Origin of the sequence: Halorubrum distributum JCM 13561 (genome assembly GCF_000337395.1) — an archaeon.
Lineage (GTDB): Archaea > Halobacteriota > Halobacteria > Halobacteriales > Haloferacaceae > Halorubrum > Halorubrum distributum.
This window is the reverse complement of sequence record NZ_AOJF01000001.1, coordinates 69,690-84,968: the sequence shown is the minus strand read 5'-3', so window position 1 is coordinate 84,968 and position 15,279 is coordinate 69,690. Positions and strand designations below refer to the sequence as shown.

Annotated in this window: 18 protein-coding genes; 7 read left to right on the top strand and 11 right to left on the bottom strand. The window is 61.0% G+C overall.

Annotated features, from left to right (window positions below):
• Positions 1-292 precede the first annotated feature (292 nt).
• The 5 genes from C470_RS00355 to C470_RS00335 all read right to left on the bottom strand — a co-directional run bounded on the left by C470_RS00355 (position 293) and on the right by C470_RS00335 (position 4,319).
• Positions 293-2,575: a heavy metal translocating P-type ATPase gene (locus tag C470_RS00355; protein WP_049908467.1), complete on the bottom strand. Its 2,283-nt coding sequence runs from the start codon at positions 2,573-2,575 to the stop codon at positions 293-295.
• Positions 2,576-2,722: 147 nt separating this feature from the next.
• The gene (locus C470_RS00350; RefSeq protein ID WP_008364400.1) at positions 2,723-2,920 is read right to left on the bottom strand and encodes a heavy-metal-associated domain-containing protein; all 198 of its coding nucleotides are present in this window, start codon (positions 2,918-2,920) and stop codon (positions 2,723-2,725) included.
• Between the two features lie 146 nt (positions 2,921-3,066).
• Entirely contained in the window at positions 3,067-3,462 is a 396-nt protein-coding gene (locus tag C470_RS00345) for a hypothetical protein (RefSeq protein ID WP_049908465.1), read from the bottom strand.
• A 137-nt stretch (positions 3,463-3,599) separates the two neighbouring features.
• Complete coding sequence (locus C470_RS00340; protein ID WP_008364398.1) at positions 3,600-3,875, bottom strand: DUF7521 family protein; 276 nt, start codon at positions 3,873-3,875, stop codon at positions 3,600-3,602.
• A 93-nt stretch (positions 3,876-3,968) separates the two neighbouring features.
• Entirely contained in the window at positions 3,969-4,319 is a 351-nt protein-coding gene (locus tag C470_RS00335) for an ArsR/SmtB family transcription factor (RefSeq protein WP_008364397.1), read from the bottom strand.
• A 114-nt stretch (positions 4,320-4,433) separates the two neighbouring features.
• Between C470_RS00335 and C470_RS00330 the strand changes: the two genes are divergently transcribed.
• Positions 4,434-4,994 carry a DoxX family protein gene (locus tag C470_RS00330; protein WP_049908464.1) on the top strand — a complete coding sequence of 187 codons (561 nt, stop codon included), beginning with the start codon at positions 4,434-4,436 and terminating at the stop codon, positions 4,992-4,994.
• A 28-nt stretch (positions 4,995-5,022) separates the two neighbouring features.
• Positions 5,023-5,418, top strand: coding sequence for an SHOCT domain-containing protein (locus C470_RS00325; protein ID WP_049908462.1), 396 nt, complete (start codon positions 5,023-5,025; stop codon positions 5,416-5,418).
• 14 nt (positions 5,419-5,432) lie between these two features.
• Here the strand turns inward: C470_RS00325 and C470_RS15170 are convergent, their stop codons facing one another.
• Positions 5,433-5,882, bottom strand: a complete 450-nt coding sequence (locus tag C470_RS15170; RefSeq protein ID WP_008364394.1) for a universal stress protein — start codon at positions 5,880-5,882, stop codon at positions 5,433-5,435.
• 155 nt (positions 5,883-6,037) lie between these two features.
• Entirely contained in the window at positions 6,038-7,423 is a 1,386-nt protein-coding gene (locus C470_RS00315) for a permease (protein WP_049908459.1), read from the bottom strand.
• A 182-nt stretch (positions 7,424-7,605) separates the two neighbouring features.
• Here C470_RS00315 and C470_RS00310 point away from each other — a divergent pair, with 182 nt between their 5' ends.
• Both C470_RS00310 and C470_RS15165 read left to right on the top strand, forming a co-directional pair.
• Positions 7,606-7,977, top strand: a complete 372-nt coding sequence (locus C470_RS00310) for an SHOCT domain-containing protein (RefSeq protein ID WP_008364392.1) — start codon at positions 7,606-7,608, stop codon at positions 7,975-7,977.
• A gap of 239 nt (positions 7,978-8,216) precedes the next feature.
• The gene (locus C470_RS15165) at positions 8,217-8,651 is read left to right on the top strand and encodes a hypothetical protein (protein ID WP_239638545.1); all 435 of its coding nucleotides are present in this window, start codon (positions 8,217-8,219) and stop codon (positions 8,649-8,651) included.
• Between the two features lie 20 nt (positions 8,652-8,671).
• On the opposite strand, the gene C470_RS00305 is transcribed toward C470_RS15165, so the two are convergent.
• Positions 8,672-9,196 (bottom strand): ArsR/SmtB family transcription factor, encoded by a 525-nt coding sequence (locus tag C470_RS00305; protein WP_008364390.1) that lies wholly within the window; start codon positions 9,194-9,196, stop codon positions 8,672-8,674.
• Positions 9,197-9,378: 182 nt separating this feature from the next.
• On the opposite strand from C470_RS00305, the gene C470_RS00300 reads away from it, so the two are divergent.
• Genes C470_RS00300 through C470_RS00290 form a run of 3 tightly spaced genes read left to right on the top strand, consistent with a single transcriptional unit; the run spans position 9,379 to position 12,200 of the window.
• Complete coding sequence (locus C470_RS00300) at positions 9,379-9,594, top strand: heavy-metal-associated domain-containing protein (RefSeq protein WP_008364388.1); 216 nt, start codon at positions 9,379-9,381, stop codon at positions 9,592-9,594.
• Positions 9,595-9,598: 4 nt separating this feature from the next.
• A complete protein-coding gene (locus C470_RS00295) occupies positions 9,599-11,518 on the top strand; it encodes a heavy metal translocating P-type ATPase (protein ID WP_008364387.1) in 1,920 nt (639 codons plus the stop codon).
• Positions 11,519-11,546: 28 nt separating this feature from the next.
• Positions 11,547-12,200 carry a hypothetical protein gene (locus C470_RS00290; RefSeq protein ID WP_008364385.1) on the top strand — a complete coding sequence of 218 codons (654 nt, stop codon included), beginning with the start codon at positions 11,547-11,549 and terminating at the stop codon, positions 12,198-12,200.
• Between the two features lie 36 nt (positions 12,201-12,236).
• On the opposite strand, the gene C470_RS00285 is transcribed toward C470_RS00290, so the two are convergent.
• The 3 genes from C470_RS00285 to C470_RS00275 all read right to left on the bottom strand — a co-directional run bounded on the left by C470_RS00285 (position 12,237) and on the right by C470_RS00275 (position 14,965).
• Positions 12,237-13,469, bottom strand: coding sequence for a phage integrase SAM-like domain-containing protein (locus C470_RS00285; RefSeq protein WP_049908477.1), 1,233 nt, complete (start codon positions 13,467-13,469; stop codon positions 12,237-12,239).
• Between the two features lie 276 nt (positions 13,470-13,745).
• Positions 13,746-14,150 (bottom strand): hypothetical protein, encoded by a 405-nt coding sequence (locus C470_RS00280; RefSeq protein WP_008364381.1) that lies wholly within the window; start codon positions 14,148-14,150, stop codon positions 13,746-13,748.
• The gene (locus C470_RS00275) at positions 14,147-14,965 is read right to left on the bottom strand and encodes a ParA family protein (RefSeq protein ID WP_008364379.1); all 819 of its coding nucleotides are present in this window, start codon (positions 14,963-14,965) and stop codon (positions 14,147-14,149) included. Before C470_RS00275 ends, C470_RS00280 begins: the two co-directional genes overlap by 4 nt.
• Positions 14,966-15,279 lie beyond the last annotated feature (314 nt).

The following is a 15,279-nucleotide window of genomic DNA, read 5'->3' as shown; positions in this document are numbered from 1 at the left end:
CGACCTCGCGAACGTGTTCACTTCGCTCGAGGTCGAGTTCCTCGGCGAGGTAGTCAACCGTCTCTTCGAGGCTCATATCGGAAAGAAGTCCGTCAAGCGGTATAAACCTAGTGCTGGCGTAGCTATGTGGCCCATCAGAGGAAGCGTCTGTGTATACCGAACTTCGTACCCCTCGGGAAAACTGTGGAACCGGTGACCGCATAGCGATACTCACTGAAATTACGCAGTGTCGCCAGTTGCTGACCACCAACCGAACTCAATTGAAAGAAGCTCCGAAGCGATCGGGCGCGTTTCAGTCTGCAGGTTGTGCGTCAGTCGCTGGTGTCCCACCTGGAAGCTCGGGGATGGACAGGTCCACGCGGCGGAGCAGCTGGGCGTTGATCGCGACGATCACCGTACTCAGCGACATCAGAAGCGCACCCACAGCAGGGGAGAGCAGAATCCCGATCGGTGCCAAGACGCCTGCTGCGAGCGGAATCGCGAACACGTTGTAGCCGGCGGCCCAGACGATGTTCTCCTGCATCTTCCGATAGCTCGCCTTACTGAGCTTCACCAGCCGAACGACGTCCATGGGGTTGTTCTGGACGAGGATGACGTCGGCCGACTGGACTGCGACGTCGGTGCCGCTCCCGATCGCGATGCCGACGTCGGCTCGTGTCAGCGCCGGCGCGTCGTTGACGCCGTCGCCGACCATCCCCACGAGCTTGCCCTGGTCCTGGAGCTCCTGGACTTTCTTGTCCTTGTCTTCGGGGAGGACTTCCGCGAACACCGTGTCGATGCCCAGTTCGTCGGCGACGGCGTTGGCGACGTCCTGAGAGTCCCCAGTCAGCATCGCCACTTCGATGCCTAGCTCGTGGAGCGCGTCGACGACGCGGAAACTCTCCTCGCGAATCACGTCGGCCATCGCGAACGCGGCGATCAACTCCCCATCACGGACGAGATACACCACCGTCTGTGCGTTCTCTCCCGCATCGTCAGCGAACCGCTGGAGGTGGCCCGGAACCTCGCTATCGAGCTGTGAGAGCAGATTCGGACCGCCGACGTACACCTCGCTTCCGTCGACGTTTGCGCGAACCCCTCGTCCTTTGATCGCCTCGAAGTCGGTCGCATCAGGGGCGCTGAGATCGCGCTCGTCAGCTGCTTCGCGGATGGCTCGCGCGATCATGTGTTCGGAGTCGCTCTCGACAGCGGCCGCCAGTGCGAGGGCGTCGTCCTCGTCGACGCCCTCGACGGTCGCCATATCCACGACGCCGTGCTCGCCTTCGGTGAGCGTCCCCGTCTTGTCGAAGATGATCGCGTCCAGCTTCCGTGCGTCCTCCATCGCGATCCGGTCGCGGACGAGCATCCCGTTGCGCGCCGCCAGGGAGGTGTTGATCGCGACGACGAGGGGGATGGCAAGCCCGAGGGCGTGTGGGCAGGCGATGACGAGCACCGTCACGACGCGTTCGATGACGGTCGCGTCAAACGACACCGCGACCGTCCACGCGATTGCGGTCACGACTGCCGCCCCGAGCGCGACGTAGAACAGCCAGCCGGCCGCGCGGTCGGCCAGCACCTGGGTCTTCGACTTGCTCTGCTGGGCTTCCTCGACGAGCCGCATAATGCCCGCGAGCGTCGTCTCCTCGCCCGTCGCGCCGACACGGACGCGGAGACTGCCGTCGCCGTTGATGGTGCCGCCGATGACCTCGTCGCCAGGCTCCTTCGAGACGGGCTTGGACTCACCCGTGATCATCGATTCGTTGACGTCAGAATCGCCCTCCTCGACGACGCCGTCGGCGGGCACGCTCGCGCCCGGCCGGACGAGCACGCGGTCGCCCTCGGAGAGTTCACTGACAGGAACCTCTTCGGTCTCGCCGTCATCGGTGAGTCGTTCCGCCGTGTCCGGCATCAGTTTCGCCAGCTCGTCGACGGCGCTCGAGGCGCGCCGGACTGAGCGCATCTCTATCCAGTGCCCGAGCAGCATGATGTCGATCAGCGTGACGAGCTCCCAGAAGAACGCCGACTGCGTGGGGAAGACCACGCTCGCGAGACTGTAGACGAACGCGACCGAGATGGCCATCGAGATGAGCGTCATCATCCCCGGTGCCCGGTCTTTCAGTTCCGGGACCGCCATCTGGAGGAACGGAATCCCACCGTAGGCGAAGACAATGACCGCGAAGACGGGGTTGATCCACTCGCTCCCCGGGAACGTGGGGACGGAGAACCCGAGCCACTCCTGGAGCATTTCGCTGTACAGGAGGACGGGAATCGACAGGAGTGTCGAGACGAAGAAGCGCCGGCGGAACATCTGCTCGTGGTCTTCGTGCATCCCGCCATGTCCCTCACCGTGTCCCTCGTGGGAACCGTGGCCGTGTCCTTCGTCCTCGTGGCCGGCGTGTTCGTGCTGCTCGTGGAGCGCCTCACCCTCCGCCGTAGCAGGGTGTGCCTCGTCCTCCAGTAGCTCTTGTTCTACCCGTGGTTCGTCGGACTCGGCGAGCGCTTCATCGTGCTCGCCGTGTTCGTGCTGGTGACTGCTGGTGTCCTGCTGGTCCTCTCCTCCCTGGGAATTCTCAGTTGTATCTTTGTGGTCGTCCATAGATCATATGCTCTTTAGAGGTGGATTCGCTGGCTTCCTGAATCTTCGCCCCCTGAAACCGTACAGCAGGACCATCGTAGGCAAACTCCAAAGACAACTGTAGCGCGTCGTCTCGAAGCGGTCCGTGCTATCCGCTAATCACTATACTCAGGCGTGAGCGGTGTACCCTGCGCCTTCGACGGCCTCCACAAGGGCCGTGACCTCTGCCTCACCCTCGACACTTGCCTGTTCGCTCTCCCTGTCGACGGTCACGGAAGTCACGCCAGAGACCTCTTCAAGGGCCTCTTCGACCGTCTCCTCACAGTGACCGCACGACATTCCTTCCACGGTGATGGTCGTCGTCATACAGGGATACATACGGTCCCCTCTCTTTAGCGGATTTCCCCTTCGATCATACTGGTCTCTTGGGAGTCAAACTTTAGAATCCAAGTAACACCTGCGGGCGCAATGAACCAAATCACAGATTTACCAGCTGTCGATGGCGGGAAGATTCAGGTCTCGTTGTGGCGCTCACTGTACGTCTTCGCTGCTAAAAAGACATATAGTGCGCCGATAGCCCGAACGGCCGAATTGAATCGCTCATTCCATTCTATCGACTCCGGACGCTCGTACAGGAACGCGGTGGCAAATCTCTGATACAGATCGGGAAACAGGAGGACGATCGTGCCGAACGCACCGGTAAGATTCATCAGCCACGCATATGCTCGCCCGTTACGGAGGGATATCGCAGCTATCAGAACGCCCTCCGACCGGATAGCTGGACGGACCCACCCTCTCACAGTCCCCTCACTTGGGTTCGCAATCGCGAGTTTCTCGAAGATCTCGACGATCTTGTCCGGGAACAGTGCTGAGATAGCGCCGAGGACACCCACGAGTGTTCGAATCATACGATATAGTTAGACTGATACGGATATAATTCTCGCTGTGATCCTACACTAGCGAGAATGATAGGTGTCCAAACGGTAGCGGTTTCGAATCAAGAACAATGCGCAGAGGCTGCTTTACGAATGAACATCCCGAATACTCAGGGGTTCGGAGCATACAGGGCGTAGAGAATCGACAGCATCCCGGCTGCGGTGACAGCTGCTGCGACGAATCCTGCTTCGAAGATCGACACCTGGAGGAGTTCGAAGAGGACGCCTTCGAGAAGGCCGCCCAGCCCGACCAGCGCGAAGCCGGCGGCGACGTACAGGAGCAACTGCGTGTGATGCCGCTGGTACCCACGATAGGCTTGGTACGCGATTACCAGCGCCAGCGCGGTCGTGAACAGCTTGCCGATGACGAATAACGTGTGTTCCATGAGTCAGTCTCCCCGCATCTCCTCGAAGATGGACGTAATCCGGTCGGCGGGGNTGAACAGCTTGCCGATGACGAATAACGTGTGTTCCATGAGTCAGTCTCCCCGCATCTCCTCGAAGATGGACGTAATCCGGTCGGCGGGGTCCGGCCGGACGTCAATGTTGACATCGAACCCCTTGGCCTGCAGGAGGACTTCGACGCGTTCGAGGCGCGCCTCGTACTCGCTGTAGTGCCGTCCGCCGGGGTCGACGTGCGTGTACTCCTCGAGGAGGCCCTGCTCGACGAGGCGGGTGACACGGCGCGAGACGGTCGGCCGTGACATGTCGCATTCCTCGCTGAGTTCTTTCGCGGAAAGTCGGTCGTTCTTCGTCGCCACGAGGATGTCCCGGGCATACTCGTCGTCAAGCGTAGCGAAGATGTCCGACGGGTCGGCCTCCTCAGTCACACGTCCGTACTCGCGACAGGAGCGTAATATAGCCCCCCGGTTTTCTGACTCAGAACGCTGGCTCGCTATTATATCGTCTTACTCCGCCTACTGATAGTTGAAGGTGCAATAATTATGTCCACACTCGACTCCGGCATGAACCAGCTCGAGAGCAGAGTCGGCGGCCTGACCGTCGGCGGGAAAGTCCACAGCCTCAGCGCGTGGTTCGTGCTCGCGCTCCGCCTCATGATGGGGTACGCGTTCGCGTACTCCGGGTTCACGAAGATCACCGGCGAGTTCGCCGCCGGCGGCTACCTCTCGAACGTCGCGGCGACCAACGGCAACCCGCTCGCGGGCATGTTCGCGTGGATGGGTAGTACGCCGTGGTTCGTCGAGTTCGCGAACGTCGCCGTGCCGTGGGGCGAGCTGTTCATCGGCCTCGGCCTGCTCGTCGGCGCGTTCGTCCGCCTCGCGGCGTTCTTCGGCGCGCTCATGATGGCGATGTTCTACTTCGGGAACTGGGACATGGGTCACGGGTTCATCAACGGGGACTTCGCGTACATGCTCGTGTTCCTCGCGGTCGCCGCGTTCGCTGCGGGCCGCATCCTGGGCCTCGACCAGTACATCGAGAACTACGACGTCGGCGGCGAGACGCTCGTCGAGCGCTACCCCGCCCTCGAATACATCCTCGGCTAACCACGCCGAGTTCTTTGGGAGTACAACAATGCAAAATCCAATTCAAGCACGCGGGATTCGTTCTCTGGGACTCATCGTCGTCGGAGCGCTGGCTCTGGCCGTCGTCGCCGGAATGGCGCTAACACACGCGACTGTCCCAGATGCAATGATGTGGGGCTGGCACGACGGGATGTGGAACGACGGCCACATGGCCGGATGGGGTAGCTGGGGCTGGGGGATGATGCTGTTCGGTCTCCTGTGGATGACACTCCTCGTCGCCGTCCCCCTCGGTTTCATCTACTGGCTGGGAACGCGGTCGCAATCGAACGGCCCCGCTGAGGATAGCGCACTCGCCGTCCTCCAAGAGCGGTACGCCCGTGGCGAGATCGACGACGAGGAGTTCGACCGCCGTCGCGCCCGTCTCACACCAGATGATGGACGGTAACGGACGATCGTTCCCTACTCGCTGACTTCAGTTTTCACGACGGTTGCCGGACGAGTCGTCAATCGGAGAACGCGGTCAGTGACACTTCCGAGTAACGCCCGATATTCGTCCGGCCGGCGTTTGGTACCGAGCACGAGGAGATCGGCGTCACAGTCGTCTGCGTGGTCCACGATGGTCTCAGCGGGGCGGCCATGTTGCATTGCCGTCTCGACATCGACATCGGTTTCTGCGGCTCGACGTCGGAGTTCGGAAAGCGTCTCCTCGCCGTGTTCTTCGAGGCCGTGTTCGGGACCTTCGGCTTCGTCGACGTACTCGTCCCCGCTGTACGCAGTTACGACATCCTCGTCAACGACGTAGAGCACATGGAGGACTGCGTTGTGAGCGGCTGCGAGCTCGAGTGCATGCGTTTCAGCATCTTCAGACGCAACAGTTCCATCGGTCGACAGGAGAATTCGGTCGTACATTCAGTCAGAATTCAAAGGCGGGTATCATAAATTCGGCTTCCAATTCTCTCTGCTCAAGAGTCACGGTAGCGTGTTCAGTATGGCCGCGTCAGCGGATGTGTCCAAGCACGACTGACGTACTCAATCGAGACTGTGAACCATCAACGAGCTGTCCGTCAGTGGTCGTGTCCCTCCATCACCATCGGATGCCCGGTGGCGTATTCGTCCGGGTTTTCCCCGAAGGTCTCCTTGCAGGTCTGCGAGCAGAAGTAGTACGTCTCGCCGTCGTGCGCCGCCGATGGCTCGCTGTCGTCAGTCCGCATCCCACAGACGGGGTCGCGGTACTGGCCGGGCGCACCGAGACCGCGACGATAAACATACAGCAGGAACCCGGAGAGCGCGAACGCGATGAGGTTGAGGTAGAACGTGTAGTTGAGTTTGAAGTACGTTTGCTCGGTCGCCGTCTCGCCGCCCGCCAGATCCGGAACGATTCCCAGCGCGTCGAACAGCAGCTCCATGAGGAAGCCCGTGAACGCCATCGTGACGAAGAAGACGCCGAGAATGTACAGCATCACCTTCCAGCCGTAGTACTTCCGGTAGACGTTCAGCACGGGAATCGTGATGAGGTCGGCGTAGACGAACGCGATGACGCCGGCGAAGCTGATGCCGCCGCCCCAGAGCGCGACCGCGAACGGAACGTTACCCATGCTGCCGACGAAACTGAGGACGGCGATGGCGACGCCCATAATCGCGTTCTCGGCCGTCACAAGCAGCCCGTCGCCCTGGATGAACAGGGTGTTCCACACCCACTGGGGGACGAAGACGATGACGAACCCCGATATCAGGAAGCCGGCGATGACGTCCTTCCAGATCATCGACCACTCCTTGCGGTACTGGTTCCCGACTTTGTACCAGCCACCCCACGACAGTAATTCGTCACGCCACCCGCCGCGGCTCGACATCTCCTGGCGGTAGGTCTCCATACAGCCCTCCGAGCAGAACTTGAGCGTCTCACCACCGTCAGTCCTAAGCGTGTACTCGTCCTTGCCTTCCATCCCGCAGGTTGGATCCTCGGTGACGCCCGCCTCGTGATCGCGCTCGTTGAGCGTCTCTCGCACCTCGTCGAAGAGGTTCTCCGGGAGCGTGAGATGAACGATGACGGCCATCACGGCGATGAGAATGAGGCCGCCAAGTAACTCTGCGACCAGGAACTCCCAGCCGAGCAGAATCAGGATCATCAACCCGAGTTCGACGATGAGGTTCGTCGACGCGAACATAAACGCGAGGAAGTTCACCGCGTGCGCCCCCTTCTTGAACAACCCCTTCCCGATGGCGACGGCACCGAAACTACAGCCACTACTGGCCGCGCCGAACGCAGTCGCCTTGGTGAGCCCGCGCAGATCGCCATCGCCGAGGATCTGGGCCATCCGCTCCTTGGAGACGTAGACCTGGACGAGGCTCGTGATCGTGAGGCCCATGATGATCGCCCACGCCGCCGTCCAGAGGAAGCCCACTCCGATACGTAGAGCTTCGGAGATGCCATCAATCATCGTCGCTACCATAGGTATCAGTTCGAAGGGATCATCTATTGCAGTTTTCCTTCAGATAGTTCGGGTCAGAGCCGTGGTGAGTAGGTATTCAAAAGAATAGTGGTGGGTGGAACACGCAGGTCAAAGGCACAACCGCATTGAATAGTTAGTGCGTAGTATAATCTGAGAACCCCAACTCAGGGAGGGATCACAATATGCCGACAAATTCAGACGATACGCGACTTGTTACGCTCCTCCTCGTTATCATCGGTGCCGTCTTCATCGTCCCGTTGTTCTTCATGGGTTTCGGAATGATGGGGCTCGGTCCGATGATGGGCGGGATGTGGGGCGGTCACATGTGGGGCGACGGGACGATGCCTGGCTGGATGTTCATCGTCGGCATCGTGATGCAGCTGCTGTTCCTCGCCGCCCTCGTCGGTGGTGGGTACCTCATCTATCGCACAGTCACGGGAGATGCGAGTGACTCAGACCAAGCACTCGAAGAGCTTCGGCTTGCCTACGCTCGCGGGGAGCTGACTGACGAGGAATACGAACAGCGACGCGAGGCACTCGAACGAGACAGTTGACTCGAAACAGCTGAAGCATGGCCAGCCTCCCTGATCACCGTCAACAGTCGACCCGTCCGCAGCTTCCAGCATGGCTTGACTGATACACGACGGTGGGGTTATACGGGCTCCTCATCGGGACTGGACTCTGTCTGGTCGCGTTCCTCACGAATCCCATTCCCGATCCCTCGTTCCCGTGGGCGACGCTGCCCGAGTCTCTACGATTACCGATTGCACAGCCCCGGATCGAACACTGGCCGGTGACCTACACTATCGGTATCTGGCTGTGGATTATGGGCTTTCCCGCGCTGTTCCTCGCTGGCTATAGACGATTCGGAGACTGGATGCCGTTCGGAACACCGATGTGGCTTGCTGGACTTCCGGCGCTCGCGATGCTCAGCTGGACGACATACTGCCGGTTTTTCTGGCCGAAGCTTCATCCGCCGACCTGGAACGCTCCCTCCTACACGGTCGTCTGCTGGCTATACTGCTCCTCGTACAACGTGCTCTGGAGTAATCTTGCCTATCTGATTGCGTTCGTCGGCGTCGCCGCGACAGTTCTAGCTGTGCGACGCCGGCATGTAGCCGGATACATCCTACTCGGGTTCGGAGTCTTCGCACTTCCCCTCGGATTGCCAGCTGTGTATGAGGGATATCGCCGGATAACTAAAACACACGGTGAAGTGAGGCCTTGACAGCAGTACAGGGCGCAAGCTCAAGAATCTCGGTGCGCACGAACGAACGCCTGGCGGAGGACAGTCAGGAGCACGTAGGTTTCGTACTTCTGGGTCTGACAGTGCTCACACGGCTGCATATCTGCGACGATCTCCGCTATCGCGTCGTCGTGGTCTTCTGTGAGAGTAGACAGTGCATCCCCAATCTGGGGCTGAACGGCCTCGATCATCTCCTCGACAACGTCATCGGCTGACGCCGGCAGCGAGTACGAGAGGACGATCGTATTCGCGTGGTAGTACTTCGTCGTCCCACCGCGCCCTTCCTCGAAGCGGACGACATCGACGAGACCGGCATCCCGTAACTCGTTGATGTGATGACGAACCGTGTTCTCCGTGCGGTCGACGCCGCGGTCCTCCAAATGGCCGTGGACCTCAGTTGCGGTGAGCGCCTCCTCAGAGAGGATATCGAGAATCATCGCCCGCATTGGTTCGTCGATGGCGTCCGAAACCCGGGTGTCTCGCACCGCGATGTCCTCAAGCCGGTGGTCGGTACCGGAACTACTCATACGAGAACTGAGTATGAGCAGGCGGGAAAAGCTAGCGGGACGCTGCTTTGAACTCAGGTTGCTGGGTTCGTGATACCGAAAGCCCTAGACGACCCGTTTAACTGTTCCAATCACCCATATACGTATTCAAACATATCATCTAAAAAATACTTATTGGGGTACGGGCACTACCTCAAACTGTAATGAGCGACACAACCCAGTTCCGCGTCCTCGACTTCGACTGCCCGACCTGTGCGAGCACCGTCGAACGCGCCCTGTCGAACGTCGACGGTGTCCAGCATGTCGAAGTCCACTACGCCACCGGCCGCGTCGAGATCGAATATGACGACAGCGTCGCTGATCCCCACGCCTTCGCACAGACCATCGAAAACCAGGGTTACACGCCCCAGCCCGCCTAACACCATGAACAATCAATCGATCACGCAGTACTACCGGAAACACCGGAAGGCAATCGTCACTGCGACGAGCGGCCTGCTGTACGGTGGTGGCTGGAGTCTGGGCTACCTCACGAGTTTCGAGATGGCAAGCGCCGCCATCCTCGTCCTAGCGACAATCGTGGGTGGCTACGACATCGCCAAGACCGCCTACCACGAGGTCACCAGCCGGACGCTCGGTATCAAGACGCTGGTGACGCTGGCCGCTATCGGTGCCATCGTCATCGGAGAGTACTGGGAGGCTGCCGCCGTCGTCTTCCTGTTCAGTCTCGGGAGCTACCTCGAGGGCCGGACCATGCGGAAGACCCGGACGGCCCTCCAGGAGCTCCTAGAGATGACGCCCGACACGGCCACCGTCCGTCGCGACGGGGAACTCCAAGAGGTTCCCGCCCGGGAGGTCGAAGCGGGCGAGGTCGTCGTCGTGAAGCCGGGCGGGAAGATTCCGGTCGATGGCGAGGTCGTCGACGGCGAAAGCGCCGTTAACCAGGCGCCGGTCACCGGCGAGAGCGCGCCCGTCCACAAGGCCGACGGCGACGACGTCTACGCCGGGACGGTCAACCAGGAGGGCGCGCTAGAAATCCGGACGACGGGTGCGGGCTCGGACACGACGCTCGAACGTATCATCCGTCGCGTCGAGGAGGCCCAAGAGGCCCAGTCGCCCACGGAGAGTCTCATCGACCGGTTCGCGAAGTACTACACGCCGGCCGTCATCGTACTGGCCATCGGCGCATATGCAGTCACGCAGAACGCGATCCTGTCGCTGACGCTGTTGGTCATCGGCTGTCCGGGCGCGCTGGTGATCGGGCCGCCAGTCAGCATCGTCTCGGCCATCGGCAACGCCGCCCGATCGGGCGTGCTGATGAAGGGCGGTGAACACCTCGAACGCGCCGGCAAGATCGACCTCGTCGCCTTCGACAAGACCGGCACCCTCACCAAGGGCGAGACCACCGTGGCCGACATCGAAGGTTTCGGTATCGCCGATGACGAGGTCCTCACGCTCGCGGCGACCGCCGAGAAGAAGAGCGAACACCACCTCGCCGACGCCATCGTCGACGCAGCCCGCGAGCGCCCGACTGCTGCGACGGACGGTGGGGCGGCGGTTGCCAAAGCGGACGATACGGACGCCAGCCTCCGGTCGATTCCCGATCCGGACGATTTCGACGTGGTCGCTGGTAAGGGCGTCATCGCCCACGCCGATGGCCAGGAAGTTGTTGTCGGCAACCGCGCACTGCTGGCCGACCGCGACATTGACGTCCCCAGCCGGGTCGCCGACTACGTCCGCGAGCGTGAGGGGCGCGGCGAGACAGTCGTCCACGTCGTTCGGGACGGGGACATCATCGGCGCGATTGCGATGCGGGACGAGCTCCGGGAGGCCGCTCCTGGGGTCGTCGCGGCGCTCCAAGACGCTGGCATCGAGACGGTGATGCTCACCGGCGACAACGAGCGGACGGCCGCTGCCGTTGCCGAGGAGGTCGGTATCGACGAGTACCGTGCCGAACTCCTCCCCGAGGACAAGCAGTCCGTCATCGAGGGCTACCAGGCCGACGGCCACGTCGTCGCGATGGTCGGCGACGGCATCAACGACGCGCCATCGCTGGCGACCGCCGACGTCGGCATCGCGATGGGTGCTGCGGGGACGGACACCGCCATCGAGACGGCTGACATGGCGTTGATGGCCGACGACCTCGAACGAATCCCGTACGCGGTCAAACTCAGCAAGGCGACGCGCTGGAACGTCCTCGAGAACGTCGGGCTGGCAGTGTTGACCGTGACCGTCCTCCTCGCGGGCGTGCTCACCAGCTACGTCACCCTCGCGTCGGGAATGCTGGTCCACGAGGCCAGCGTCCTCCTCGTCATCCTCAACGGGATGCGACTGCTCCGCTACTGACCACGAGACACGATCACAACCACAACTCATGACATCGAATTCGACTGCGACTGACACGACCCAGACGAGAACCAATTGGCAGGTCGACTACGACGTCGACCCGATCGAAATCCGCGACCCCGTCGCGGAGGCCCTCGGCGTCCTCGAACCGGGCGAACCGTTCGTCGTCACCTACCGGGACGCGGTGAAAGAAGCGGGCCACTCCTGTCCGACAGCCTCGGGCGCCTACCGGATCGTCCAGCTCGGGCTCGACGCCCTGTATCCCGACGACTATCCAGTCCGGAGCAAAATCGAGGTCCAGACGGCAGGCCCGCAGGACGATGCCGCGTACGGCGTGATGAGCCGCATCATCTCGTACGTGACTGGCGCGACCGGCGATGACGGATTCAGCGGGCTCGCCGGCGGCTATGGCGGCCGCCGCTACCTCCTCGTCTTCGACGCGTTCGACCCGGACACGGCGGACCCGACGTTCCGGTTCCGGCGAACCGACACGGACGAGACCGTCGAAGTGGCCTACCACGTCAGCGACGTTCCTGGCGGTGGACCCGCGATCGGGAACCTCCAGGGGATTCTCGACGGATCGGCAAGCGACCAGCAACGGGAGGCCTTTGCTGACGCCTGGCACCGCCGGGTACAGGTCGTCCTCAGCGACGACTCGCTGTTCACCGTCGACGCGGTGTGAACGCGACGGTCTACCCCTCACACTCGAAATATGTTACTACGGTATACTATCGATCTCCTCGAGCGCCTCAGTAGCGACATCACCGAGTTCTCCGGCCTCGATATGTGAATACCGCTCTCTCACCATCTCCTCTGAATTGTCGAGATACCGGGCGGCAACCGTGTATCCGAATGCTCGAACGAGAACTTCACCCATTCCACGCCGGCCGCCGTGTGGAGCAAGGTAATCGTGTTTCGGATGGTCGATGTCTATCTCTGCAGCTTCTGAGAGCCGTTGGAGAATCGATCGTGTGCCGTCCGTCGTAATCGAGGGCGGCCGAATATCCTCATCGAGCGCCAGGAGGAGGTCGCGAGCGTACTCCTCACGGCGTTCGGCGATTGCCTCCGTATGTTCCCCTCGGTCGGCGAGCTCATCCTGGACGAGCCCTGCGAGCGTCCGCTGGTCGAACGTGGGAAACACCGGCCAGCGCCCCGTCGGTGGGTCCATCAGCTGGCGGTAGCTCCGCAGCGGCGAGATCACCGGATCGGGAAGACTGGCGGCGTCCCACTGCTGTTTCTTCCGGTACACGTCCATGCTCCCGTCGTCGAGCGAGAGGTCCTCCCAGCGGACGCCGCGCCGGCGCGGGTCGTTCGGATCCCGGAGCAGTTCGCCGACGCGGACAGCTGTGTACGCGAGAACGAACACCAGCGCCCGGTCACGAGTCGCCTTCAGCGCCGCGTAGCGTGCTCGCTGCTTGTCGAGGGGGTCAGTATCCTCTGGGAGTGTCGTGTACGCCTCGACAGCGTCGCGGGCCCGTTCGTCGACGTGGCGGGTGAGGGCGTGGCGCTGTTCAGACGTCCAGGCCTGCTGGTCGCCGGGCTTGCGGCCGTCGTCCTCCGGCAGCGGCGCCATCGCACTGGCCCGCTGCGCGTAATGCGCCTCGAGATATCCCTCGTTGACGCACCAGCCACACCAGGCAGAGATATAGCGGTAATAGGTTTGTACTGTGTTCTGCTTGAGTCCCCGATCTCCACCGAGATGTCGGGCGTACTCCCGGAACACGCGTTCGTCGAGATCGTCGAAGGTCGGCTCGCGGTCGACATCGTCGGGGACGATCCCGGTCCAGTCGTCGGCGCCGCGGTCGCCGGCGGCCCACTCGGCGAACCGTTCGAGCTCGCGTGCAGCGTTACGTCGATAGTTCCCACCGTCGCCGCCGCGGCCTTTCCCCTTGTCTTGGAGGTAGCGCTCGAAGCTATCGTCGAGCGGCGTCGAAAGCGCTCGATCAGGCATCCACCGGCCCTCCACCGTCCTGCGGGCCCGGTCTCGGAGCCTCTACCCCGGGGGAAGCGCCGTCGTGAGGCGGTTGCAGCATTCGTGCTTCACCGACGGCGTCGGGGTACTTGAAAGTGGTCGTGATTATTGGCATAATCAGGACCACATTCGGTATTCGACCCATCGGGAGAATTCGGGAGTCTAGAGTCTCTTACCCTCGGAATTCCGCACTACAGGAAATTGTATATCGTATATCGCTATACAAATTCTCGGGCCTCGCTCTGCGCGGGGTCATTAGTCGTCGAGTTCCGAGAGCCGAGTCTGGATTTCCTCGGCATCTGCCTCAGAGAGCGCCTCAACACCGAACTGAACGAGTAGCGGGTAGAAGTGGCGGTTCTTCTTGAACTCGTCCTGGCCCGCCTTGCGGAGCTTCAGCTGGGACTCGAGGTAGGTATCCTCCATCTCGTCGAGTACATCGTCGGGAATGTAGATCGTCCGCCCATTCCACTCGTCCTTGATGTTCGTCTTCGTTTTGCTCGTTTCGTTCGTTTCACTCGTTGAAGTCGATTCGGTCGTTTCGGTCGATGAACTGGTTTCCACCGTTTCACTCACCTCACTCGTTTCGCTGGAATCAGCCTCGTCGTCCTCCTCTTCGTAGTTGCCCTCGATGCCGGAAGCATCACCCCAGCCGTCGCTCATGCTTTCACCTCCTCAGGCGCAGTCTTCTCGAACGTCTCGTCGAACAGATCGGCAATCTCGTTGAACAGGTCGCGTGCATCCTCGACGCGCTGGTTCTCCTTGCCGAAGCCGAAGACGGACACCCCCTCGCCGATCGACTGGGAGAGGTCGGTCCGCTTCGGGATCTCGAACACCGGCAGGGAGTACGCCGACTTGATCTCCTCGATGGTGTCGCGGTGTTCAGCATTCTGCTCGACGCGGTTACAGACAATCGCGAGCCGATTGATGTCTCCGTACGCCTGTTCGAGGGAACTCAGCTGCTTTGCGAAAATCTGGAGGCTGTTGGCGTTGAGCTTCTCGGGAATGACGGGGATGACGACGTTGCCGGTCGCGACGAGGGCGTTGTCGGTGAGGACGTTCAGTGATGGCGGCGTGTCGACGATGATGTAGTCGTAGTCCTTCTCGAGTTCGTCGAGAGTCATCTCCAACCGCTCGCGACTCTTCGGCGCCTCAAGCAGCGTCTGGATGTTCTTGTTGTTCGCGAGTTTCTCGCTGGCGGGAAGAATGTCGAATTCCTCGTGCTCGACGATGATGTCGTTCACCGACTCCATCTGGTCGAAGTCGAGGACGTCGAACAGCGTCTTACGGTCGGTATCGTAGTACAGGTCGTTGTAGCCAAGCGAGCAGGTGAGCCCGCCGTGATAATCGATATCGACCAGGAGGACGTCGTAGCCTCGGGCGGCGAGTGCGCCACCAGTATGAATGACGTCGGTTGTTTTCCCCGCGCCTCCTTTCTGATTCGCCACCGTGATTCGTGCGGTATTGGTGTCGGTCATTATCTTCGTTTCTCTCATTGTGTTCGTTTCGTTCGTTTTGGTCGTTTAGTTCGGTGCGTTCAGTGAGAGTGTTTCACTCGGTGAGAGGATTACTACGATGTTAAAACCAACTGTTCGTTCCATTCGTTGAAGGGGTTTCGTTCATTTTCATCATATTGTTCGTTTCTCTCGTTTTCCTCGTTTCGTTCACCGAACACTCTGTTCCAGCGTCGGTTCGGCTCGTTCCAGTAAATTCATTCATTACTCGAAATACTCTCGGTGCGTTCGTTTCGTTCGTTCTATTCGTTTCTCGAAGGGTCCCACCAAGAGCTTGT

Excerpts from the sequence above, each read along its gene's own strand:
- C470_RS00355 (WP_049908467.1), bottom strand. The coding sequence starts at position 2,575 with ATGGACGACCACAAAGATACAACTGAGAATTCCCAGGGAGGAGAGGAC.
- C470_RS00350 (WP_008364400.1), bottom strand. The coding sequence starts at position 2,920 with ATGACGACGACCATCACCGTGGAAGGAATGTCGTGCGGTCACTGTGAG.
- C470_RS00345 (WP_049908465.1), bottom strand. The coding sequence starts at position 3,462 with ATGATTCGAACACTCGTGGGTGTCCTCGGCGCTATCTCAGCACTGTTC.
- C470_RS00340 (WP_008364398.1), bottom strand. The coding sequence starts at position 3,875 with ATGGAACACACGTTATTCGTCATCGGCAAGCTGTTCACGACCGCGCTG.
- C470_RS00330 (WP_049908464.1), top strand. The coding sequence starts at position 4,434 with ATGTCCACACTCGACTCCGGCATGAACCAGCTCGAGAGCAGAGTCGGC.
- C470_RS00325 (WP_049908462.1), top strand. The coding sequence starts at position 5,023 with ATGCAAAATCCAATTCAAGCACGCGGGATTCGTTCTCTGGGACTCATC.
- C470_RS15170 (WP_008364394.1), bottom strand. The coding sequence starts at position 5,882 with ATGTACGACCGAATTCTCCTGTCGACCGATGGAACTGTTGCGTCTGAA.
- C470_RS00315 (WP_049908459.1), bottom strand. The coding sequence starts at position 7,423 with ATGGTAGCGACGATGATTGATGGCATCTCCGAAGCTCTACGTATCGGA.
- C470_RS00310 (WP_008364392.1), top strand. The coding sequence starts at position 7,606 with ATGCCGACAAATTCAGACGATACGCGACTTGTTACGCTCCTCCTCGTT.
- C470_RS00305 (WP_008364390.1), bottom strand. The coding sequence starts at position 9,196 with ATGAGTAGTTCCGGTACCGACCACCGGCTTGAGGACATCGCGGTGCGA.
- C470_RS00300 (WP_008364388.1), top strand. The coding sequence starts at position 9,379 with ATGAGCGACACAACCCAGTTCCGCGTCCTCGACTTCGACTGCCCGACC.
- C470_RS00295 (WP_008364387.1), top strand. The coding sequence starts at position 9,599 with ATGAACAATCAATCGATCACGCAGTACTACCGGAAACACCGGAAGGCA.
- C470_RS00290 (WP_008364385.1), top strand. The coding sequence starts at position 11,547 with ATGACATCGAATTCGACTGCGACTGACACGACCCAGACGAGAACCAAT.
- C470_RS00285 (WP_049908477.1), bottom strand. The coding sequence starts at position 13,469 with ATGCCTGATCGAGCGCTTTCGACGCCGCTCGACGATAGCTTCGAGCGC.
- C470_RS00280 (WP_008364381.1), bottom strand. The coding sequence starts at position 14,150 with ATGAGCGACGGCTGGGGTGATGCTTCCGGCATCGAGGGCAACTACGAA.
- C470_RS00275 (WP_008364379.1), bottom strand. The coding sequence starts at position 14,965 with ATGACCGACACCAATACCGCACGAATCACGGTGGCGAATCAGAAAGGA.